Origin of the sequence: Herbaspirillum sp. SJZ106, assembly GCF_006715495.1 — a bacterium.
Taxonomy (GTDB): Bacteria; Pseudomonadota; Gammaproteobacteria; order Burkholderiales; family Burkholderiaceae_D; genus Herbaspirillum.
In genome coordinates, this window is record NZ_VFNI01000009.1 from 1 (window position 1) to 21,250 (window position 21,250).

17 protein-coding genes and 1 pseudogene are annotated in these 21,250 nt (G+C 64.4%); 15 read left to right on the top strand and 3 right to left on the bottom strand.

What is annotated here, in order from left to right; translation table 11 throughout:
* The 6 genes and pseudogenes from FB598_RS19995 to FB598_RS20020 all read left to right on the top strand — a co-directional run.
* Nucleotides 1-177 (top strand): annotated as a pseudogene (locus FB598_RS19995) (ABC transporter ATP-binding protein); the annotation flags it as partial.
* Nucleotides 178-380: 203 nt separating this feature from the next.
* Nucleotides 381-1,406, top strand: coding sequence for an acyltransferase family protein (locus FB598_RS20000; protein ID WP_141918218.1), 1,026 nt, complete (start codon nucleotides 381-383; stop codon nucleotides 1,404-1,406).
* 195 nt (nucleotides 1,407-1,601) lie between these two features.
* The gene (gene putA / locus FB598_RS20005; RefSeq protein WP_141918221.1) at nucleotides 1,602-5,303 is read left to right on the top strand and encodes a trifunctional transcriptional regulator/proline dehydrogenase/L-glutamate gamma-semialdehyde dehydrogenase; all 3,702 of its coding nucleotides are present in this window, start codon (nucleotides 1,602-1,604) and stop codon (nucleotides 5,301-5,303) included.
* 234 nt (nucleotides 5,304-5,537) lie between these two features.
* Nucleotides 5,538-6,074: an ATP-dependent protease subunit HslV gene (gene hslV / locus FB598_RS20010; protein ID WP_141918224.1), complete on the top strand. Its 537-nt coding sequence runs from the start codon at nucleotides 5,538-5,540 to the stop codon at nucleotides 6,072-6,074.
* An 89-nt stretch (nucleotides 6,075-6,163) separates the two neighbouring features.
* Entirely contained in the window at nucleotides 6,164-7,516 is a 1,353-nt protein-coding gene (hslU, locus tag FB598_RS20015; RefSeq protein WP_141918226.1) for an ATP-dependent protease ATPase subunit HslU, read from the top strand.
* Between the two features lie 6 nt (nucleotides 7,517-7,522).
* The gene (locus tag FB598_RS20020; RefSeq protein WP_141918228.1) at nucleotides 7,523-7,729 is read left to right on the top strand and encodes a hypothetical protein; all 207 of its coding nucleotides are present in this window, start codon (nucleotides 7,523-7,525) and stop codon (nucleotides 7,727-7,729) included.
* Nucleotides 7,730-7,813: 84 nt separating this feature from the next.
* On the opposite strand, the gene FB598_RS20025 is transcribed toward FB598_RS20020, so the two are convergent.
* The 3 genes from FB598_RS20025 to cyaY all read right to left on the bottom strand — a co-directional run bounded on the left by FB598_RS20025 (nucleotide 7,814) and on the right by cyaY (nucleotide 11,064).
* A complete protein-coding gene (locus FB598_RS20025; RefSeq protein ID WP_141918230.1) occupies nucleotides 7,814-9,958 on the bottom strand; it encodes a TonB-dependent siderophore receptor in 2,145 nt (714 codons plus the stop codon).
* A gap of 245 nt (nucleotides 9,959-10,203) precedes the next feature.
* Nucleotides 10,204-10,671, bottom strand: coding sequence for a type II secretion system major pseudopilin GspG (gene gspG / locus FB598_RS20030; RefSeq protein WP_141918233.1), 468 nt, complete (start codon nucleotides 10,669-10,671; stop codon nucleotides 10,204-10,206).
* Nucleotides 10,672-10,731: 60 nt separating this feature from the next.
* On the bottom strand, nucleotides 10,732-11,064 hold the full coding sequence (gene cyaY / locus FB598_RS20035; protein WP_050470177.1) for an iron donor protein CyaY: 333 nt from the start codon (nucleotides 11,062-11,064) through the stop codon (nucleotides 10,732-10,734).
* A 50-nt stretch (nucleotides 11,065-11,114) separates the two neighbouring features.
* Between cyaY and FB598_RS20040 the strand changes: the two genes are divergently transcribed.
* The 9 genes from FB598_RS20040 to FB598_RS20080 all read left to right on the top strand — a co-directional run bounded on the left by FB598_RS20040 (nucleotide 11,115) and on the right by FB598_RS20080 (nucleotide 21,237).
* Nucleotides 11,115-11,339 carry a lipoprotein gene (locus FB598_RS20040; RefSeq protein ID WP_141918235.1) on the top strand — a complete coding sequence of 75 codons (225 nt, stop codon included), beginning with the start codon at nucleotides 11,115-11,117 and terminating at the stop codon, nucleotides 11,337-11,339.
* A gap of 56 nt (nucleotides 11,340-11,395) precedes the next feature.
* A complete protein-coding gene (gene lysA / locus FB598_RS20045) occupies nucleotides 11,396-12,679 on the top strand; it encodes a diaminopimelate decarboxylase (protein ID WP_141918237.1) in 1,284 nt (427 codons plus the stop codon).
* Nucleotides 12,680-13,140: 461 nt separating this feature from the next.
* Complete coding sequence (locus FB598_RS20050) at nucleotides 13,141-13,950, top strand: phage tail protein (RefSeq protein WP_255464014.1); 810 nt, start codon at nucleotides 13,141-13,143, stop codon at nucleotides 13,948-13,950.
* A gap of 262 nt (nucleotides 13,951-14,212) precedes the next feature.
* Nucleotides 14,213-15,670, top strand: coding sequence for a sodium:solute symporter family protein (locus tag FB598_RS20055; protein WP_141918244.1), 1,458 nt, complete (start codon nucleotides 14,213-14,215; stop codon nucleotides 15,668-15,670).
* 232 nt (nucleotides 15,671-15,902) lie between these two features.
* Complete coding sequence (gene otsB / locus FB598_RS20060; RefSeq protein ID WP_141918246.1) at nucleotides 15,903-16,652, top strand: trehalose-phosphatase; 750 nt, start codon at nucleotides 15,903-15,905, stop codon at nucleotides 16,650-16,652.
* Between the two features lie 90 nt (nucleotides 16,653-16,742).
* The gene (locus FB598_RS20065) at nucleotides 16,743-18,632 is read left to right on the top strand and encodes a glycoside hydrolase family 15 protein (RefSeq protein ID WP_141918248.1); all 1,890 of its coding nucleotides are present in this window, start codon (nucleotides 16,743-16,745) and stop codon (nucleotides 18,630-18,632) included.
* Nucleotides 18,632-20,026, top strand: a complete 1,395-nt coding sequence (gene otsA, locus FB598_RS20070; protein ID WP_141918250.1) for an alpha,alpha-trehalose-phosphate synthase (UDP-forming) — start codon at nucleotides 18,632-18,634, stop codon at nucleotides 20,024-20,026. The genes FB598_RS20065 and otsA overlap by 1 nt, the downstream gene beginning before the upstream one ends.
* Nucleotides 20,027-20,213: 187 nt before the next feature.
* Complete coding sequence (locus FB598_RS20075; RefSeq protein ID WP_141918252.1) at nucleotides 20,214-20,576, top strand: FmdB family zinc ribbon protein; 363 nt, start codon at nucleotides 20,214-20,216, stop codon at nucleotides 20,574-20,576.
* Between the two features lie 25 nt (nucleotides 20,577-20,601).
* On the top strand, nucleotides 20,602-21,237 hold the full coding sequence (locus FB598_RS20080; RefSeq protein ID WP_141918255.1) for a DUF502 domain-containing protein: 636 nt from the start codon (nucleotides 20,602-20,604) through the stop codon (nucleotides 21,235-21,237).
* Nucleotides 21,238-21,250 lie beyond the last annotated feature (13 nt).

A 21,250-nucleotide genomic window follows, 5' to 3' on the forward strand; every position in this document is an offset into this window, starting at 1 on the left:
CGCAATGTATCGGCGCAGGGGATCACGATCCTGCTGGTGGAGCAGAACGCCAAGCTGGCGCTGGAGGCGGCGCACCGGGGCTATGTGATGGAGTCTGGGCTGATCACCATGGAGGGCAAGGCCGGCGAGATGCTGAACGATCCGCGGGTCAAGGCGGCGTACCTGGGCGAGGGCTGAGACAGCACGCCCATCACGAACTGCAGCACCATGACGCCGCATGTGCCACGCATGCGGCGTTTCTATTGTTGGGCTTATTGATGGGCTGCTGGCCGTTCCCCATTGCCGCCAATCAAGCAAGGTCAGGCGCCGGCGCATCCGCCTGAACTCATGTCCGTTGCACGCTGTCCCTCCACACACCAGGTCACCGCAAAGGACAGCGCATGCAACGCGAGCAATGGATCGACGTTTTCCGCGGCATCGGCATCGTGCTGGTGGTATGGGGCCACGTCTACGGCGGCTACAGTTTCGACCTGATCTTCCTGTTCCACATGCCGCTGTTCTTCTTCATCAGCGGCTACCTGTTCCGTCCGGTCGGCGACATCGCGGCATTCGCCCGCCGCAAGGCGATACAGCTGCTGATTCCTTATGCGGTGTTCCTGCTGGCCATTCACATCCCGCTGGCCATCGACCTGTTTGCCAACAAACCGCACGACCAGGCGGCCCTGCTCGATTTTGCCGGCGACTTGTTGCTGGGCGGCAGCCGCCTGTCGTCGTGGGTGGCGGCGTTCTGGTTCGTGACCTGCTTTTATGCGGTGCTGCTGGTGGAAGCCTGGTTGCTGGGGCGCTATCGCCGCCGCACGCTGCTGTGGCTGCATGCGCTCATGCTGGCGTTGAGTTATGCCAACAGTTGGTTCTTCCCGGCCCTGCAGGTGCCGTGGGCGCTCAATGTGGCGCTGGCGGCGGCGCCGTTCTTCTACGCCGGCTACCTGTTGCGCGCCATGCCGCAGCCACCGCGCACCTACCGCGCAGCGGCACTGGCGGCCGGGCTGGCATGCGCGGTGCTGGTTGCCAACCGCTACTTTGGCTGGAACCTCGGCCTGGGTTACGACATGAAGGTGGCCCACTATGGCGTACCGGTCCTGACCTTCGCCGCCGCCTTGGCCTGCTGCGTGACGCTGGTGCGCATCGCCCGCCACATCGCTTCCGGCGATACGCTGGTTGCGCGTTGCCTGGCCGAACTGGGGCAGGCGGCACTGGTGATCATGTTCATGCACATGGTGTTCACCATGGGCGCGGCGGCGCTGCTTGGCGAGCGCTATCTGTTTGCCCGTTTTGCGCTGGGCCTCATGGGCAGTTACCTGGTGTATCGAGAAAGCCGCAAGCATGTATGGAGCCGCGCCTTGCTGCTCGGCTCGGCGACCGATTTCGCGCTGCTGCGCGGGCGCCGCGGGCAGGCGCACGGCTGAGTCAGGCGGCAGGCCGATGCCGGGCGGTTTCTTGCTTGCCTGATTAAAATTTAATTCAGCAATAAATGGAATGGCTAAATTAAATACTGGTTATGACGATCAAATACAGAATTAATATTGGTTGTTCCCGCATAGAATCCGGGTGCGAAAACCGCTTCCAATTCACCGGCATTCACTGATATTTCCAGTCTATCCATGACCACCGCTGCCCCGACCGCCACCACGGATGACACCTCCGTTTCCTCTCCCGGCCTGCCTTTCGGCGCCTTCCACGCCGAGGTGCAGCACGCTCCCGGCGCGCTGCGCGCGGCCATTACCGCCGCCTATCGCCGCGACGAATCCGAAGCGGTGCAGTGGCTGCTGGGCCAGGTCAAAAGCCAGGCGCCCTGGCAGGAGCAGACGCAGCAGCTGGCCAAAAAGCTGGTGCAGCAGGTGCGCGAGAAGCGCACGCGCTCTTCCGGCGTGGATGCGCTGATGCATGAATTCTCGCTGTCCTCCGAAGAAGGCGTGGCGCTGATGTGCCTGGCCGAGGCGCTCCTGCGCATTCCCGACCGCCAGACCGCCGACCGCCTGATCGCCGACAAGATCAGCAAGGGCGACTGGCGCAAGCACCTGGGCGAGTCGCCGTCGCTGTTCGTCAATGCCGCCACCTGGGGGCTGTTGATCACCGGCAAGCTGGTCTCCACCAATAGCGAAAGCAGCCTGAGCTCGGCCATCACGCGCCTGATCGGCCGCGGCGGCGAGCCACTGATCCGCAAGGGCGTGGACCTGGCCATGCGCATGCTGGGCAACCAGTTCGTCACCGGCCAGACCATCGAGGAAGCGCTCGACAACAGCCGCGACAACGAGAAGCGCGGCTACCGCTATTCCTACGACATGCTGGGCGAGGCGGCACTGACCATGCACGACGCCGACGCCTATTACCAATCCTACGAGGACGCGATCCACGCCATCGGCCTCGCCTCCAACGGCCGCGGCATCAAGGATGGCCCGGGCATCTCGGTCAAGCTGTCGGCGCTGCACCCGCGCTATGCGCGCGCCCAGCAATCGCGCGTGATGGAGGAGTTGCTGCCGCGCCTGAAGCAACTGCTGCTGCTGGCCAAGCAATACGACATCGGCCTGAACATCGACGCCGAGGAAGCCGACCGCCTGGAGCTGTCGCTGGACATGATGGAAGCGCTGGCGGCCGACCCCGACCTGGCCGGTTTCGACGGCCTGGGCTTCGTGGTGCAGGGCTACCAGAAGCGCTGCCCGTTCGTGATCGACTACCTGGTCGACCTGGCGCGCCGCAACGGCCGCCGCCTGATGATCCGCCTGGTCAAGGGTGCCTACTGGGACAGCGAAATCAAGCGCGCCCAGGTCGACGGCTTGGAAGGCTATCCGGTCTACACCCGCAAGGTGCATACCGACCTCTCTTACCTGACTTGCGCGCAAAAGCTGCTGGCCGCCACCGACGTCATTTATCCGCAGTTCGCCACGCACAACGCGCACACCCTGGCGGCGATCTGGAACTGGGCCAGGCTGCACAACATCGACGATTACGAATTCCAGTGCCTGCACGGCATGGGCGAGACCCTGTATGACCAGGTGGTCGGCCAGGACAAGCTGGGCAAGGCTTGCCGCGTCTACGCGCCGGTCGGTTCGCACCAGACGCTGTTGGCCTACCTGGTGCGCCGCCTGCTGGAGAACGGCGCCAACTCGTCCTTCGTCAACCAGATCGTCGACGAAGCCGTGGCGCTGGACACGCTGGTGGCCGATCCCATCGATACCGTGCGCGCCCAGGGCGGGCTGCCGCACCCGGCCATCGCATTGCCGCCTAACCTCTACGGGCAGGAGCGCAAGAATTCGGCCGGCATCGACCTCTCCAACGAAGACCGCCTGCGCCAGCTGGACCAGTTGTTCGGCCGCATGGTCGAGCGCCGCTGGCAAGCCGCGCCGCTGATCGTCGGGGACGTCGCCGCCACTGAAAAGCAGGCCGTGCGCAACCCGGCCGACCGCCGCGAAGTGGTGGGCGAGGTCATCGAGGCGACACTGCCGGATGTTGAAACCGCGCTGGCCGCCGCCACTGCTTTCGCGCCGCAATGGCAAGCCACGCCGGCAGCCGAACGCGCCGCGTTGCTGGAGCGCGCGGCCGACCTGCTGGAAGCCAACATGGCCGAACTGATGGCGCTGGCCGTGCGCGAAGCCGGCAAGTCGCTGCCCAACGCGATTGCCGAAGTGCGCGAGGCGGTGGACTTCCTGCGCTACTACGCCATCGCCTCGCGCCATGACGGCAATGCGCTAGCCTGGGGCCCGATGGTGTGCATCAGCCCGTGGAACTTCCCGTTGGCCATCTTCATCGGCGAGGTCAGCGCCGCGCTGGCCGCCGGTAACGTGGTGCTGGCCAAGCCGGCCGAGCAGACGGCGCTGATCGCGCACCGCGCCGTGCAATTGCTGCATGAAGCTGGCGTGCCGCGCGCCGCGCTGCAACTGCTGCCGGGCCGCGGCGAGAGCGTCGGCGCCGCGCTGACCTCCGACGAGCGCGTCAAGGGCGTGATCTTCACCGGCTCCACCGAAGTGGCGCAACTGATCAACCGTACCTTGGCCAGGCGCAACCATGGTGAAAACGGCGAGCACGGCGACGTGCCGCTGATCGCCGAGACCGGCGGCCAGAACGCGCTGATCGTCGACTCCAGCGCGCTGGCCGAGCAGGTGGTGGTGGACGTGCTGTCATCCGCCTTCGACAGCGCCGGCCAGCGCTGCTCGGCGCTGCGCGTGCTGTGCCTGCAGGAAGACATCGCCGAGCGCACGATCGACATGCTCAAGGGCGCCATGGCCGAACTGCGCATGGGCCGCCCCGACCGCCTGGCCACCGACATCGGCCCGGTGATCGACGCCGAGGCGCAGCACAACCTGCTGGCCCACATCGAGCGCATGCGCGGCAGCGCCCGCTCGGTGCACCAGCTGAAGCTGGATGCCGCCTGCGAGCACGGCACCTTCGTGCCGCCGACCGTGATCGAGATCGACAGACTGGACCAGTTGCAGCGCGAAGTGTTCGGCCCCGTGCTGCACGTGCTGCGCTACCGCCGCGACCAGTTGCCGCAACTGGTCGACGCCATCAACGCCACCGGCTACGGCCTGACCCTGGGCGTGCATTCGCGCATCGACGAGACCATCGATTTCGTGGCCGGGCGCGCGCACGTGGGCAACATCTATGTCAACCGCAACATCGTCGGCGCCGTGGTGGGCGTACAGCCCTTCGGCGGCGAAGGCAAGTCCGGCACCGGCCCCAAGGCCGGCGGGCCGCTCTACCTCAAGCGCCTGCAGCGCAATCCGCAGTTGCAGGAAGAGTTGCAAAAGGCACAGCCGACCGCGGTCGCCAACACGCTGCTGGACAGCCTGCTGCACTGGGCCGGGACGCACGGCCATGAGCGCCTGGCCGCCGCCGGCCAACGCTACCGCGGCGACAGCCTGCTGCAGCGCAGCCTGCTGTTGCCCGGCCCGACCGGCGAGCGCAACACCCTGGCCTTCGCCCCGCGCGGCCTGGTGCTGTGCGTGGCCGGCAGCGTCGGCACGTTGTTGAACCAGTTGGCAGCGGCTTTGGCCACCGGCAATACGGTGGTGGTCGATGCGGCCAGCGCGGCCTTCATCCCGGCCGGCCTGCCGCAGCAGGTGCGCGCCGCCATCCGCCAGTCGGACAAGCTGGAAGGCGAGCCGCTGCAAGCCGCGCTGGTGGACAGCCACGCCGCGCAAGCCTGGCGCGGCAAGCTGGCCGCCCGCGACGGCGCGCTGGTGCCCATCATCGTGTGCAGCGAAGACACGGCGATCCCGCTGTGGCGCCTGCTGGCCGAGCGCGCGCTGTGCGTCAACACCACCGCGGCCGGCGGCAACGCCAGCCTGATGACGATCTCGGTGTAAGGCGTAGCACCCACGATTCGCCCTCCCGCGGGCGCTTCGGCAGCGATGCCGCAGCGCCCGTTTTTATTGCGGGCGTAAAATACCGTCCTCCGATGGCATTCTGGCAATGCCTTGCAATCCGCCCGACCAACCCCATCTCGAAAAAACGCGGACGGCTCGGCCCGCCCGAATGGGACGAGGGGCGACCCGGCATCCGCAGGCAGCACACAACGCACATATTGAACAGAGGCAAGCATGGAACAATTTCACGGCACCACCATCCTTTCCGTTCGCCGCGGCAACCAGGTCGCGCTGGGCGGCGACGGCCAGGTGACGCTCGGCAACATCGTCATGAAGGGCACCGCGCGCAAGGTGCGCAAGCTGTACCACGGCAAGGTCCTGGTCGGCTTCGCCGGCGGCACGGCCGATGCCTTCACACTGCTCGACCTGTTCGAGGCCAAGCTGGAAAAGCACCAGGGCAACCTGATGCGCGCCTCGGTCGAACTGGCCAAGGACTGGCGCACCGACCGCATGCTGCGTCGCCTGGAGGCGATGCTGCTGTGCGCCGACAAGGACACGACGCTGGTCATCACCGGCAACGGCGACGTGCTGGAGCCCAACGACGGCATCGGCGCCATCGGTTCGGGCGGCAGCTACGCGCAGTCGGCCGCCAAGGCGCTGCAGGAAAACACCGACCTGTCGCCGGCCGAGATCGTCAAGAAGTCGCTGACCATCGCCGGCGAACTGTGTATCTACACCAACCTGAACCACATCATCGAAACGCTCGAATAAGGTGAGCGAGAGCTTGGGCCGGGCAGGGCAAGCATGCCTGCCGGCTCCTTTTTCACCCGACGGACCGCCCCAGCGAAAAGAACATTGCCATGAACATGACCCCCAACGAAATCGTCTCCGAACTCGACAAGCACGTCGTCGGCCAGGGCCGCGCCAAGCGCGCGGTGGCCATCGCGCTGCGCAACCGCTGGCGCCGCCAGCAGGTCGAGGAACCGCTGCGCCATGAGATCACGCCCAAGAACATCCTGATGATCGGCCCCACCGGCGTGGGCAAGACCGAGATCGCGCGCCGCCTGGCCAAGCTGGCCGACGCGCCCTTCATCAAGATCGAAGCGACCAAGTTCACCGAGGTCGGCTATGTCGGCCGCGACGTCGACACCATCATCCGCGACCTGGTCGACATCGGCATCAAGCAGACCCGCGAAATGGAAGTGCGCAAGGTGCGCGCCCGCGCCGAGGACGCCGCCGAAGACCGCATCCTCGACATCCTGCTGCCGCCGGCGCGCGACTTCGGCTTCACGCCGGAAGGCAGCGGCGGCAGCGGCGGCGCCGACAAGGACGAGAAGAACACCACCCGCCAGACTTTCCGCAAGCGCCTGCGCGAGGGGGCGCTGGATGACCGCGAGATCGAGATCGAGCTGGCCGAAGGCGCGCCGCAGATGGAAATCATGGCGCCGCCGGGCATGGAAGAGATGACCGAGCAGATCAAGTCGATGTTCTCGGGCCTGGGCAACCAGCGCAAGAAAGCGCGCAAGGTCAAGATCAAGGAAGCCATGAAGTTCCTGATCGACGAGGAAGCCGCCAAGCTGGTCAACGAGGACGAGCTGAAGAAGAATGCGATCGCCAACGTCGAGCAGAACGGCATCGTGTTCCTGGATGAGATCGACAAGATCGCCACCCGCTCGCAGAACGGCAATGCCGACGTCTCGCGCGCCGGCGTGCAGCGCGACCTGCTGCCGCTGGTGGAAGGCACGACCGTCAATACCAAGTACGGCATGATCAAGACCGACCACATCCTGTTCATCGCCTCGGGCGCGTTCCACCTGTCCAAGCCGTCGGACCTGATTCCCGAGCTGCAGGGCCGCTTCCCGATCCGCGTCGAGCTGGACTCGCTGTCGATCGCCGACTTCGAGCGCATCCTGACCGGCACCGACGCCTGCCTGACCAAGCAGTACCAGGCCCTGCTGGCCACCGAAGGCGTGCAGATCGAGTTCGCCGACAGCGGCATCAAGCGCCTGGCGGAGATTTCCTACTCGGTCAACGAAAAGACCGAGAACATCGGCGCCCGCCGCCTGTACACGGTGATGGAAAAGCTGCTGGAAGAGATCTCCTTCACCGCCGGCGAAGCCGGCGTGGGCGGCTTCACCATCGACGACGCTTACGTCAATGAGCGCCTGGGCGAACTGGCGGTCAACGAAGACTTGTCGCGTTACGTGCTGTAAAGAGCGATGGCCAACAAGGGACTGGCGACGCGGCAGAAGCTGAGTTTCCGCGTGGAGCCCTCGCAGCGCGCATCCAAGCCGCGCAACCCGGTGGCCGTCGCCGCGCAGCAGCGCGCCGGCGGCGCCGGGCCGCATCGCAAGAGCCAGTCGGGCGAGCGGCAGCAGCTCAAGTCGGAACTGTTGAAGAAACTGGCGGGTCGCGAAGAAAAGTAGCCGGCCGTTTCGTTGCAGCCTCAAAAAAACCTCCGCAGGATTGCTCCTGCGGAGGTTTTTTATTGCCTGCTATTGCTGCCGTGCTTACATGTGGTAGCGCAGGGTCAGCGCCACGTTGCGCGGCGCGCCCGGCAAGCTCAGGTTGGGGCTGGTGCCGTGGCCGGAGACGATGTAGCCGGTGTTGAAGATGTTGCCGATGTTGAGCTGGATGTCGTACTTGGCGGTGCGGTAGGCCGCCATCGCGTCGGCCGTCACGTAGCCGGGCAGGGTCACGGTGTTGCCGGGATTGGCGAAGCGCGCACCCACGGCATTGGCGCCGCCGCCGACGGTAAAGCCGCTGCCCAGGTCCTTGGTCAGCCACAGGTTGGCGCTGTGCTTGGGCGTGAGGGTGGCGTTCTTGCCTTTGAACGGGACATCGCCGGTACCGTTCACGCTGCGATCCACAGCGATCGAATCGGTAACGACGGCATCCAGATAGGCGTAGCCTGCCATCACCTTCCAGCCGCCCTTGAGGTCTGCGCTCAGGGTGAATTCCATGCCGTCAGTGCGTTGCTTGCCGACCGGCACCACGTTGTTGTTGGTTGGATCGGTGGCCTTGATATTGTCACGCTCAAGACGGAAGACCGATACCGTGGCACTGGCGCGGCCATCCAGGAAATCATATTTGGCGCCTGCTTCGGTGTTGCGGGTCACTTCAGGTGCCAGGTTGGCATTGGTGACCGCCAGCGGCAGCAGTTCGGCGGACGGCTGGAAAGAGCGGCTCCAAGACAGGTAATAGGACTGAGTCTCGGTCGGCTGCCATACCAGTCCTGCGCGCGGGCTGTAAGCATTGTCGGTGCGCGACAGGTTGCCCGGCGCGGTGCCGCCGACGATACGCGATTTCTGCTTGAAGCTGTCGTAGCGCAGGCCGACCAATGCCTTCCATTGCTCGTTCAAAGCGATGCTGTCCTGCAAGTAGGTGCCGAAGGTATCGTAGGTGCCGTAGGTGGTGGTCAGTGCGCCTAGCGTGTTGGGATTGACCACCGGCAGCACCGGGTTGAAGATCGACACGGGCGGGAGTCCGGAGCCCGTACCGGCGACTGGCACGCCGTTGTAGCTATAGGCATCCTTGCTTTGGCTGCCGAACTCGACGCCATACAGGATCTCGTGTTTGGTGGAGCCCAGCTTCAGTTTCTGCGTCAGCTCGCTCTGGTTGAACCAGCCATTCTCGTCGCGCACCAGTTTGGCGTGGCTCATGTTCATCGTACCGGCAGCTTCGTTGACGTTGCCGCTGATGTTGGTGTTGTTACGGTTCAGGTGATAGTCGTAATAACGGAAGCCATTGCGGAACGAGAATTCATCGTTGAAGCGATGCGTGAAGGTCGCCGTGGTCGACATGACGCGCGACTGGCTGAAGTCGGCGTCGCGCGCATTGGCGGCGCCATAGTAGGTGCCCGGATCCACACTGACCGGGCGGCCATGGTAAGACGGGATGCCGAAGTCGGTCAGGCGGCGGTCTTCCAGGTAATCGGCCTGCAGCAGCAGCTTGGTATCGGCGGAGAAACGCAATTCCATCGACGGCGCGATCGCGGTGCGGTCGATGAATTGCTGGGCGCGGTAGCTGTCGCCGCGTTCCACGGCGCCGGTCAGGCGCCAGGACAGCACGCCGTTGTCGCTGGCGCCGCGCCCCAGGTCCAGTTCGGCGCGGCGGCCGGCGGTGCTGTTGGCGGTGACGCTGACATCGGACACGTCCACGCCCGGCTTCTTGGTCATGCGGTTGATCAGGCCGCCCGAGGAGCCGCGGCCATACAGCACGGCCGCCGGGCCCTTGATGACTTCCAGCGTTTCGACGTTGGAGAGGTCGCGGAAATACAGCGCATCGTCGCGGAAACCGTCGACGAACTGGTCGCCGATGGCGGTGAAGCCGCGGATGAACACCTGGTCGCGCTGGCCGTCGCCGGTCGACATGCCCAGGCCCGGCACGTTCTTCAGCACATCCTGCAGCGAGGTGGCGTTCTGGTCCTTGATCACCTGTGCCGGCACGACGTTAATGGTTTGCGGAATATCGCGCAGCGGCGCTTCGCTCTTGGTGCCGCTGACGGCGGTGGGTGCGACATAGCTGTCGTTGGTGCGCGATCCGCTGACCTGCACCTGGGGCAGGCTGTCTGTCGTTTGGGCGAAACCGGGGGCGGAGCATGCGGAGAGGGCGGCCAGCACAGCGAGGCGGCCGGGCTTGAGACGGGACTTCATGGGATGTCGTATTTATTTGGATAGTTAATAGGAATTGTTTTTATTAATATTACTGATTAACTGTAAATCGAGGTAAGGATTTTGCGAGCGGGTGCATGCGTACAACACTCGCGGGGGGATTTGAGGGCGGGGCTTGATGGCAGCGTGGGCGCCATGCTAGGGCCTGTCGGTTATCGCCCGATGGGAATGCGAGGGGCAAAAAAAGAGCGGCCAGTGGCCGCGGCAGGATCGGAGCGGTGTTGTCTTCAGTGCAGGCGGATCACGTGGGCATCGTCTTCGCCGCCTTCGGGGCCGGCTTCGCCGAAAGAGAACAATTGGTAGCTGGCGCCGTCTTCGTCCGCGCCGTACTGGTAGGGGTGGCCCCAGGGGTCGCGCGGCAGGCGTTCGACGTAGCCGCCGATGGCCCAGTTGGCCGGCACCGGGGCGCGCGCCGGCTTGATCACCAGCGCCAGCAGGCCTTGCTGGGTGCTGGGGTAGCGGCCGTTGTCCTTGCGGTATTGTTCCAGGCCGGCGCTGATGTCGCGCATGGCCGATTCGGCCGCTTGCGTTTGCGGGCTGTGGTCGTGGCTGATGCGCGAGACCAGTTGCGGCAGGCCCAGCGCGGCTACCACTGCCAGCACCGTCAGCACGATGATCCAGCGCAGGCGCGCGAGGCCGCGTTGCAGGAACAGGAAGGCAGGGTGCCGTTGGGGAGGAAAGAGGGAACGGCGCATGGGTGCTGCTGGCTTCGGGTCAGGTGGCTGGGGTTGGGAAAGAGGCAAGTATAGGGCGCATCAAGCCTGCAAGGTGACTTGCACGCCGCTCTGGCTGCTGACCACTTCCGACAAGGCGGCGTACATTTCGGAACCGTCGCGGGTGTTGAGCCAGCGTTGGCCGTCGTACTTGTAATGGAAGCCGCCGGAGCGGGCGGCAATCCACAGCTCTTGCATCGGCGCCTGGCTGTTGACGATGATCTTGGAGCCGTTGTCGATGCATTCGATTTCCAGGACGTTGCCGCTGCGGCTGCATTCGACGTCCAGGTCGCCATCGTCGCAGGCCTTTTCCAGCGCGCCTTCGATGGCATTGAGCGTGGCGTCGGCCAAGTCCAGGAATTCCGTTTCCGTCATGCTAAACTCCAAAGCATTCTCAAGATTTTTCAGTAATCCTCCATTCTATCGTGAAGTCACCCAATTCTCCCGTTCGCCGCGCGACCCTGCTGGCAGCTTCGTCGTTGCTCCTGATGCTGGCTGGCTGCGGCCAGAAGGGGCCGCTGTACATGCCCAGGATCCCGCCCGATCCGCTGGCCCAGACTTCGCCCAAACCGGATACCTCCAAACCTGCCGCGACGCAGGCCGCAGGCACTGCCGGCGCCGCGTCCAAACCGGCCGCAGGCAACGAGTAAGCGCTTACCGCCGGCGACGCCGGACCGAACCAACCGATTTCGTTACTCCGACTTCCATGTCCCATTTTTCCTATCGCAATGGCGTGCTGCACGCCGAACAAGTGTCGTTGCAGGCATTGGCCGCGCAATTCGGTTCACCGCTTTACGTCTATTCCAAGGCGGCGCTGGTCGAGAATTTCTCGGCTTACGCCGATGCCTGCCGCGCCGCCGGCCGGGGCGAGGATGGCGCCCTGGTGTGCTACTCGGTCAAGTCCAACTCCAACCTGGCGGTGCTGAACCTGCTGGGCAAGCTGGGTTCGGGCTTCGACATCGTCTCCGGCGGCGAACTGCTGCGCGTGGTGGCGGCCGGCGGCGATGCGCGCAAGGTGATTTTCTCGGGCGTGGGCAAGGGCCGCGACGAGATGAAGCTGGCGCTGGAGCACGACATCCTGTGCTTCAACGTCGAGTCCATTCCCGAAGTGGCGCGCCTGAACGAGGTGGCCGGCGAACTGGGCAAGCGCGCGCGCATCTCGCTGCGCGTGAACCCCAACGTTGATGCCCGGACCCATCCCTACATTTCCACCGGCCTGAAGGAAAACAAGTTCGGCGTGGCCTATGAGGATGCGCTCAACTGCTATCGCACCGCCGCCGCCTTGCCCAACATCGAAGTGGTCGGCATCGACTGCCACATCGGCTCGCAGCTGCTGGACGATTCGCCGTTGCTGGAGGCGCTGGACAAGGTGATCGAGATGGTCGATACGCTGGAAGCGGAAGGCATCGCCATCCATCACCTCGACATTGGCGGCGGCATCGGCATCGTTTATGACGACGAACAGCCGGTCGCAGTCGGCGACTACCTGGCGCGCGTGTTCGCCCGGGTCGATGCCTGGCGCAAGCAGAAATACGGCGGCCGACGGATCCAGGTGATGTTCGAGCCGGGGCGCTCGATCGTCGGCAATGCCGGCGTACTGTTGACCGAGGTGCAATACCTCAAGCACGGTGAAGGCAAGAATTTTGCCGTGGTCGACGCCGCCATGAACGACCTGATGCGCCCGGCCATGTATGAAGCCTGGCATGGCGTGAAGACGGTCAGGCAAAACGCCGGCCATGCCCAGGTCTACGACGTGGTCGGCCCGGTATGCGAATCCGGGGACTGGCTGGCGCGCGCGCGCGAACTGGCCATCGCGGAGGGCGATTTGCTGGCGCTGATGTCGGCCGGCGCTTATGGCATGACCATGGCGTCCAACTACAACAGCCGCGGCCGCGCGGCCGAAGTGCTGGTCGATGGCGAGCGTGCGCACCTGATCCGCCAGCGCGAAAAACCCGCCGACCTGTTTGCCCTGGAAAGCATCGTCGGCTGATGTGAGCGGTTGACGTTTTTGTGCACGGCAGCCCCGGCGACGCGGCTGCCGTTTGTTTTTGTTGACGGTGCGGCAACGCCGCCCGCGCATGACATGGCAACAAGCCCTATGTAGAAATTTTGCTGCACCTGCATTCTTTGTATTTGCCTTTCAGAAATTTGGGCGCAAAATAAACTCCCGTTGAAAAATACGCCCGCAGAAATGCCGGTATCGAGGTTGATATCGGCCACCAAGGAGACCGGGCAGAACATACACAAACGAACGGGAGGTGTCCGGTTCGGTCGGGACGGCGCGGACGGGAGCGTGAACAGGTTTAGAGAGCCTATTCAGGATCTCAAACACAGGGGAAGTCAATGCAGGCCCTGCATCGCAATGGGGAAGGTCGCGATCAAGGTGTAGGCGTCGATGCGCATGCCGACGCCGGCGCCGGCTCGTCCGTGCCGCAGGAGGCAGGCCGCTCCATGTCTGCCGTTGCCGACGATGAACTCGAAATTCGCGCATCCCAGATTACCGCTGCGGCCGTCGCCGCTGCCGCGGTGACAGCGGCGGTGGCTACGGCCGCCGAAGCGGATACGCCTGGCCGCTTCGACGCGCCGGCGACAGCGCCGATTCCCCAGCCACAATCCCGGCTCCAAACAGGGCCGGGAACTGCCGCATCGGTGGCCGATGCGCAGGAGCCGATGCCGCATGGCGCGGCGGCATCGCCGCAACGGGCCTTGCCGGTTTCGCTGCTGACCTTGGTGGCGATCGGCCTGGCCCTGTGGTGGAGCGCCCAATGGCCGTGGCCGGAGCGCGCCTTGAAACCGATGGCGCCGCACTTGCCCTCGTTGAGAAAGCAGAAGGTCGCACCGCCTGTCGCCGCGCCGCTTGCTGCCGCGGCGACAGAATCGCGAGCGACCCTGGCCGGCGACGAGATCGCCATCTTGCAGCAGGAGGCGGAGCAAAAAGCCCAATTGCTGGCGCAAAAGCGGGCCGCCGCCGAGGCCCGCCGCCGGCGCGAAGATACCGCCCTGGCGTTGCGCGAACAGCGTCGCCGCGAAGCCGAAGCCCAATTGGCCGCTGCCCGCGCCAAGGCCGAGCGCATCCAGCAGGCGGCACCCCAGCAGCCTATGGTGGCGGATACCCCGGCCGTTCCCACGCTGGCCGAACAGGTCCAGCAATGCCGCGCGTTATCCCTGTTTGCGCGCGAAGGCTGCCTGTGGAAGTTGTGCAACGGCAATTGGGGCAAGGATGGCTGCCCTTCCTACGAGCGCAATAACGAAGGCGCCTGATCTTGCGGCCGGCCGCGGATGCGGCGCGGCGGCGGGGTTTCCCCCGAACCATCATTCCTGCTCCCGGCCTGCGCATGGGAGCGTTTCTTGCTTATCGACAAACCGACTGTTGGGTGTCCGCCACCCATCGGCGAGCCATGCGTAAATGTGTGGCCGCGAGCGGCTTTTCGCGCCGGACTTGCCGCTATAATGCGCGTTTTTCTTTTACCCCCAAGGCCTCGGCATCTGTCCGCGAACAGCTGCTTATTGCAAGGATCAAGGCATGAATGCACTCCTCTGGTTCGTCGTTCTCTATTGGATCATTTCGGTGGGCATCGGCCTGTATGCCACCAAGTTCGTCAAGAATTCGAAGGATTACGCCGTCGCCGGACGCTCGCTGCCGATGTCGGTGGTGACCGCTACGGTATTTGCCACCTGGTTCGGTTCCGAGGCCGTGCTCGGCGTATCGTCGACCTTCCTGCAGGAGGGGTTGCGCGGCATCGTGGCCGACCCCTTCGGTTCTTCGCTGTGCCTGATCCTGGTCGGCCTGTTCTTCGCCAAGAAGCTGTACCGCATGAACCTGCTGACCATCGGCGACTATTACAAGAAGCGCTACGGCCGCGCCGCCGAAATGCTGGTCACCATCTGTATCGTGATTTCCTACCTGGGCTGGGTGGCGGCGCAGATCAAGGCGCTGGGACTGGTGTTCAATGTCGTCTCCGGCGGTTACATCCCCATGCACTGGGGCATGATCATCGGCGCCGGCAGCGTGCTGATCTATACCCTGATGGGCGGCATGTGGGCCGTGGCGATCACCGATTTCCTGCAGATGATCATCGTGGTGGTCGGCATGCTCTACATCGGCTGGGAAGTCTCCGGCATGGTCGGCGGCCCCGGCGTGGTGATCCAGCATGCGTTCGATGCCGGCAAGTTCGACTTCTGGCCGGCGCCCAACGCCAGGGAGGTGCTGTGGTTCTTTGCCGCCTGGATCACCATGATGCTGGGTTCCATCCCGCAGCAGGACGTGTTCCAGCGCGTGATGTCGTCCAAGAATGAAAACGTGGCCCGCAACGCCTCCATCCTGGGCGGCGTGATTTATTTCTTCTTCGTCTTCATCCCCATCTTCCTCGCTTACTCGGCCACGCTGATCGATCCGGGCATGGTGTCCAAGCTGCTGGAGACCGATTCCCAACTGGTGCTGCCCACGCTGATCATGGAAAAGATGCCGGTGTTCGCCCAGGTGATGTTCTTCGGCGCGCTGCTGTCGGCCATCAAGAGCTGCGCCAGCGCGACCTTGCTGGCGCCGTCGGTGACCTTCACCGAAAACGTGCTCAAGGAAATCCGCCCATGGAAGAGCGACCGCGAATTCCTGCTTTCGATGCGTATCGTGGTGCTGGTGTTTACCGTGGGCGTGACCTGGCTGGCGCTGAGCAGCCAGTCCAGCATTTACCAGATGGTGGAGAGTGCCTATAAGGTCACGCTGGTGGCCGCCTTCGTGCCGCTGGCCTTCGGCGTCTACTGGAAGCGCGCCACCCGCCAGGGCGCGCTGATGGCCATGGTATTCGGCCTGATCTCCTGGATCACGCTGGAGTACACCGCGCCCGAAGGTTTCTGGCCGCCGCAATTGATGGGCCTCTTGTGCAGCATCGGCGGCATGGTGGCCGGCTCCCTGATGCCGCAGTTGCTGGCGCCGATGCCGCCGATGCTGGCCGGCGCGCCCGAAGGCGGCAGCCAGTCCTGATCTTCCGCCCTTCCGCCTCTGTGACACGGCCGCCCGGCAATGCCGCGCGGCCGTTTTCATTGGTCGGGACTGTGGCGTGTCGGGCAGGATTCTTGCTGTATATCGGTATGGCGGACTCAGGCAGTGTTCGCACGGCCCGTCTCCTGGCTGATTTCGTTTTTGTCCTGTAGATCAATGAAAGTTGTTCGATAGGCAATTGGAACTTATTTGCTTTTCATTAACCTGAAATACCATGACTGAGCAAACTCACCCCTACGATTTTGCTGCCGATGCGTTATTTCTGGACTTCGACGGCACACTGGTCGATCTTGCGCCACATCCTGAAGAGATTGTCGTGCCGCCGGAACTGATCACGCTCTTGCAGCGAATACAACAAGAATCCAACGGTGCGCTGGCCATTGTCAGCGGCCGCCCGCTGGATCAGCTCGACTTTTTCCTGGCCCCCCTGCGCTTGCCGCTGGCGGGGGTGCACGGCGCCGAGCGGCGCACTGCCGACGGGCGCATCATCGCCCAGCCGGTGGCCGATGTGCACCACCTGCGCGAGCGACTGCTGCCGCTGGTCAATTCGCATCAGGGCCTGCAGCTGGAGATCAAGCGCGGCGCCCTGGCCTTGCACTATCGCCATGCCGCCCATCTTCAGCAGCGCTGCATCGAGACCATGATCGATGCCTTGAAGCACGAGCCCGGCTTCACCATGCTCAATGGCAAGATGGTGGTGGAGGCCAAACCTCACGTGAACAAGGGCGACGCCGTCGCGGCCTTTTTGCATGAGCCGCCATTCCGCGGCCGGCGGCCGGTGTTCATCGGCGACGACATCACCGATGAGGCCGGTTTTGCCATCGTCCAATCGGAAACCATGAACGGCCTGGGCATCAAGGTGGGGCCGGGACCCAGCCAGGCCTTGGCGCGCGTGGACGATCCGGCCGCCGTGCTCGGCCTGTTGCGCCAGGCGTTGGGCCCATATCGGGCTGCCGCCTTTTAGTTCGCCGCCATCTGCGTCAGGGCTCGTCGGCAGCCCGGCAGCGCATCAGTCTTCCACCAAGAAATCTGGACAACAGAGCATGAGGGAACCATGAGCCAGCCAAGCACCGATCCGCAGCAAGAACCCCAGCCATCGCCGCATTCCCAATCGCAGCACTCCGAACAGCCGCACCTGGCGGCCCAGGCGCACGACAATCCTTCTACTTCCTCCCTCGACCTCGGCGTAATCGGCAACTGCGCCTTCTCGGCGCTGGTCGACAAGATGGGGCGCATCGTCTGGTGCTGCCTGCCGCGCTTCGACGGCGACCCGATCTTCAACGCGCTGCTCGACCCCAGCGACAACGGCAGCCTGTGGGCTTTCCAACTGGAGAATTTCTCGCACAGCGAGCAATGGTATGAACCCAATACCGCGGTGCTGCGCACGCGCCTGTACGACACCCTGGGCCAAGGCATCGAGATCACCGACCTGGCGCCGCGCTTCTACAGCCGCGGCCGCTTCTTCCGGCCATTGCAGGTGGTGCGCCGTATCCATCCGCTGTCGGGCGCGCCGCGCATGCGCGTCATCTTGCGTCCCAAGTTCGACTGGGGCCGCGAAGCGCCGCTGGAAACGCGCGGCAGCAATCACATCCGCTACGTCGGCAATGGGCAGACGCTGCGCCTGAACACCGATGCGCCCATCAGCTACATCGTCGGCGAGACCGCCTTTGTGGTCAGTCGCCCCTTCAATTTCATCCTCGGCCCCGACGAGACCCTGCACGGCGGCATCAACGACACCGCGCGCGATTTCGAACAGGAGACATTGGCCTATTGGCGCAACTGGAGCCGCGCGCTGGCCACGCCGCTGGAATGGCAGGACGCGGTGATCCGCGCCGCCATCACGCTCAAGCTGTCGGTGTTCGAGGACACCGGCGCCATCATCGCCGCCATGACCACCAGCGTGCCGGAAGCGCCCGGCAGCCAGCGCAACTGGGATTACCGCTATTGCTGGCTGCGCGATGCCTTCTTCGTGGTGCGCGCATTGAACAGCCTGTCCGAACTCGGCACCATGGAAGACTACCTGCGCTGGCTGACCAATGTGGTGGTGCGCTCCGGCGGCGGCCATGTGCAGCCGCTGTACGGCATCGGCCTGGAAGAGGCGTTGCCAGAACATATCCTCGACCATCTGCCCGGCTACCGGAACTACCCGCCGGTGCGCGTGGGCAACCAGGCCTACGAGCACTTCCAGCACGACGTCTACGGCAACATCGTGCTCGGCGCGGCGCAGGCCTTCCATGACATGCGCCTGCATCATCGCGCCGGCGCGGAACATTTCCAGCATCTGGAAGCGGTCGGCGAACGCGCCTATGAAGTCTATGACCAGCCCGACGCCGGCATGTGGGAGCTGCGCACGCGCTCGCGCATCCATACTTCGTCGGCGCTGATGAGCTGGGCTGCCTGCGACCGCCTGGCCAAGATCGCCGCGCGGCTGGACCTGGATGAGCGCAAGCAATACTGGCGCGCCCGCGCCGACGAAATCGGCGCGCGCATCCTGGCCGAAGCCTGGAATGAGCAGCGCCAAGCCTACGCCGAAAGTTTCGGCGGCCGCGACCTCGACGCCAGTGTGTTGCTGATGGTCGAAGTCGGCCTGATCGCGCCAACCGACCAGCGTTTCATCTCCACCGTCGACGCATTGGAAAAATATCTGTGCGACGGTCCCTACATGCGCCGTTACGAAGCGCCGGACGACTTCGGCCGGCCCGAGACGGCGTTCAACATCTGTACCTTCTGGCGCATCGACGCATTGGCGCGCATCGGCCGCAAGGAACAGGCGCGCGAGATCTTCAATGCCATGCTCGACGCGCGCAACCACCTCGGCCTGCTGTCGGAAGACACGCATCCGGTCACACGCGAGATGTGGGGCAATTTCCCGCAGACCTATTCGATGGTGGGCATTATCAATTGTGCGATGCGCTTGTCGGCATCGTGGGAGGCGGTGATCTGATGGGCAGATTGGTGGTGGTATCGAATCGCCTGGTCGACCCGCGCAAGCCGGCCGCCGGCGGGCTCGCAGTGGCGCTGGGCGAAACCTTGAAAAAGACCGGCGGCATGTGGTTCGGCTGGAGCGGCAAGGTGGTGGAGCAAGGCACGCCCGGCGAAGGCGAACTGCGCGTGCACCAGGCCGGCACGGTGACGCTGGCCGAGCTCGACCTGTGCCAGGAAGACCACGACGCTTATTACCGCGGCTACGCCAACGGCGTGTTGTGGCCGGTATTCCACTACCGGCTCGACCTGGCCAAATTCGAGTCCGGCCACCTGGGCGGCTACCGCCGCGTGAACCAGCTGTTCGCGCGCAAGCTGTTCCCGCTGCTCAAGCGCGACGACATCATCTGGATCCACGACTATCACCTCATCCCGCTGGCTGCCGAGCTGCGCGCCATGGGTTGCGAGGCGCGCATCGGCTTCTTCCTGCACATCCCGCTGCCGCCGCCGCCGATCCTGGTGGCGATCCCCTCGCATGAATGGCTCATGCGCGCGCTGTTCGCCTACGACCTGGTCGGTTTCCAAAACCATGCCGACCTGCAGCACTTCGCGCAATACGTGCAGGCCGAAGCCACCGCCGAACCGGTCGGCGCCAACCAGTACCGCGCCTTCAACAGCACCGTGCATGCCGGGGCCTTCCCGATCGGCATCGACGTGGCCGACTTCCAGCGCCTGGGCCGCGCCAAGGAAGCGCGCGACACCTTTGAAAGCACCAAGCAGGAATATTCGCGCCGGCGGCTATTGATCGGCGTCGACCGCCTCGACTACTCCAAGGGCCTGCCGCAGCGCATCCGCGCCTTCCGCGAGCTGCTGCGCCTGTACCCGGAGAACCGCCACAGCGCCACGCTGCTGCAGATCGCCTCGCCCAGCCGCGAGGACGTCGAAGCCTACGGCGACATCCAGCGCGAACTGGAAAGCCTGTGCGGCGCCATCAACGGCGATTTCGGCGACTTCGACTGGATGCCGATCCGCTACATCCACCGCACCGTCGCGCGCCGCCGCCTGCCGGGTTTGTACCGCGCCTGCGCGGTGGCGCTGGTCACGCCGCTGCGCGACGGCATGAACCTGGTCGCCAAGGAATTCGTCGCCGCCCAGGATGAAGAAGACCCCGGCGTGCTGGTGCTGTCCCGCTTCGCCGGCGCCGCCGAGCAGATGAAGGAAGCCCTCATCATCAACCCCTACGATACCCACGGCACCGCCCAGGTGATCCAGCACGCCTTGCAGATGTCGCTGACGGAGCGGCGCGAGCGGCATGCGGCGCTGATGAGCAATATCCGCGAGTTTGATGTGCATTGGTGGTGCCGGGAGTTTTTGCGTACGCTGAAAAACTCCCGCCCCCAGGCAGTTGCAGGCTGAGGATTGCCTAAAGGCAAGTGTGGCGGGTCTGATCGGATGGCGTTTTTCCTTGTGTTGCCAAAATGTTCATTGAAGACCGGGACATGGCCCAAAGCGCAGCTTGTGGACAAGCCGCCGCACCGGCCGCAAAAATCCCGCCAAAACCCTTTATAATTCAGGGTTTTGGAAGTTTTTTGCGGAGTTAGTCATGCCGATTTACGCGTATCGCTGCGAAGCGTGTGGTTTTGCCAAGGATGTCTTGCAGAAGATCTCCGACGATGCGTTGACCGTTTGCCCGTCCTGCAACAAGGACAGCTTCAGGAAGCAACTGACCGCAGCCGGTTTCCAGTTGAAGGGTTCCGGCTGGTATGTGACCGATTTCCGCGGCGCCGGCAGCGGCACCGCCAACAGCGTGGGCGCTACCGGCACCGGGCTGGCCTCGGGCGAGGCTGCCGCTAGCGCCGGTTCCACGCCGGCGGCGGCCGCTCCCGCTGCTGCGCCCGCACCTGCTGCGCCCGCTCCGGCTGCAGCTCCATCGACCCCGACCGCTTCTTCTTCCAGCGCCAGCTGAGAAGCAGCGTCACCGACCCCGACCCATGCGCAAATATTTCATTACCGGCCTGCTGATCCTGGTGCCCCTGGCCATTACGGTCTGGGTGCTCAACCTGATCATCAGCACGATGGACCAGTCGCTGCTGCTGTTGCCGCCGAGCTGGCGTCCGGAATCCCTGCTGGGCTTCTACATCCCCGGCCTGGGCACCATCCTCACGCTGCTGATCATCTTCCTGACGGGCCTGGCCGCGCGCAACTTCATCGGCCGCCAGATCGTCTCGGTGTGGGAAGGCATCCTGACCCGCATCCCGGTGGTCAAGTCGATCTATTCCAGCGTCAAGCAGGTATCGGATACGCTGTTCTCGTCGTCGGGCAACGCCTTCCGCAAGGCGGTGCTGATCCAGTACCCGCGCCATGGCTCCTGGACCATCGCCTTCCTGACCGGCACGCCGGGCGGCGAGGTGAAGAACCATCTGACGGGCGACTACATCAGCGTGTACGTGCCGACGACCCCCAACCCCACTTCGGGTTTCTTCCTGATGTTGCCGCGCGCGGAATCGATCGAGCTTGAGATGTCGGTCGACGAGGCGCTGAAGTACATCGTCTCCATGGGCGTGGTGGCCCCGGAAATGCTGGCCGACAAGAAAATCATCACCGAACCGGCGGCGCCCCGCAATTGATGGGGCGGCCGGC

What these genes read in the sequence shown, in the direction of transcription:
- putA (WP_141918221.1), top strand. Translation starts at nt 1,602, where the DNA reads ATGACCACCGCTGCCCCGACCGCCACCACGGATGACACCTCCGTTTCC.
- cyaY (WP_050470177.1), bottom strand. Translation starts at nt 11,064, where the DNA reads ATGACGGAAACGGAATTCCTGGACTTGGCCGACGCCACGCTCAATGCC.
- lysA (WP_141918237.1), top strand. Translation starts at nt 11,396, where the DNA reads ATGTCCCATTTTTCCTATCGCAATGGCGTGCTGCACGCCGAACAAGTG.
- FB598_RS20065 (WP_141918248.1), top strand. Translation starts at nt 16,743, where the DNA reads ATGAGCCAGCCAAGCACCGATCCGCAGCAAGAACCCCAGCCATCGCCG.
- FB598_RS20000 (WP_141918218.1), top strand. Translation starts at nt 381, where the DNA reads ATGCAACGCGAGCAATGGATCGACGTTTTCCGCGGCATCGGCATCGTG.
- FB598_RS20080 (WP_141918255.1), top strand. Translation starts at nt 20,602, where the DNA reads ATGCGCAAATATTTCATTACCGGCCTGCTGATCCTGGTGCCCCTGGCC.
- FB598_RS20075 (WP_141918252.1), top strand. Translation starts at nt 20,214, where the DNA reads ATGCCGATTTACGCGTATCGCTGCGAAGCGTGTGGTTTTGCCAAGGAT.
- FB598_RS20050 (WP_255464014.1), top strand. Translation starts at nt 13,141, where the DNA reads ATGTCTGCCGTTGCCGACGATGAACTCGAAATTCGCGCATCCCAGATT.
- gspG (WP_141918233.1), bottom strand. Translation starts at nt 10,671, where the DNA reads ATGCGCCGTTCCCTCTTTCCTCCCCAACGGCACCCTGCCTTCCTGTTC.
- hslU (WP_141918226.1), top strand. Translation starts at nt 6,164, where the DNA reads ATGAACATGACCCCCAACGAAATCGTCTCCGAACTCGACAAGCACGTC.
- hslV (WP_141918224.1), top strand. Translation starts at nt 5,538, where the DNA reads ATGGAACAATTTCACGGCACCACCATCCTTTCCGTTCGCCGCGGCAAC.
- FB598_RS20025 (WP_141918230.1), bottom strand. Translation starts at nt 9,958, where the DNA reads ATGAAGTCCCGTCTCAAGCCCGGCCGCCTCGCTGTGCTGGCCGCCCTC.
- otsA (WP_141918250.1), top strand. Translation starts at nt 18,632, where the DNA reads ATGGGCAGATTGGTGGTGGTATCGAATCGCCTGGTCGACCCGCGCAAG.
- FB598_RS20055 (WP_141918244.1), top strand. Translation starts at nt 14,213, where the DNA reads ATGAATGCACTCCTCTGGTTCGTCGTTCTCTATTGGATCATTTCGGTG.
- FB598_RS20020 (WP_141918228.1), top strand. Translation starts at nt 7,523, where the DNA reads ATGGCCAACAAGGGACTGGCGACGCGGCAGAAGCTGAGTTTCCGCGTG.
- otsB (WP_141918246.1), top strand. Translation starts at nt 15,903, where the DNA reads ATGACTGAGCAAACTCACCCCTACGATTTTGCTGCCGATGCGTTATTT.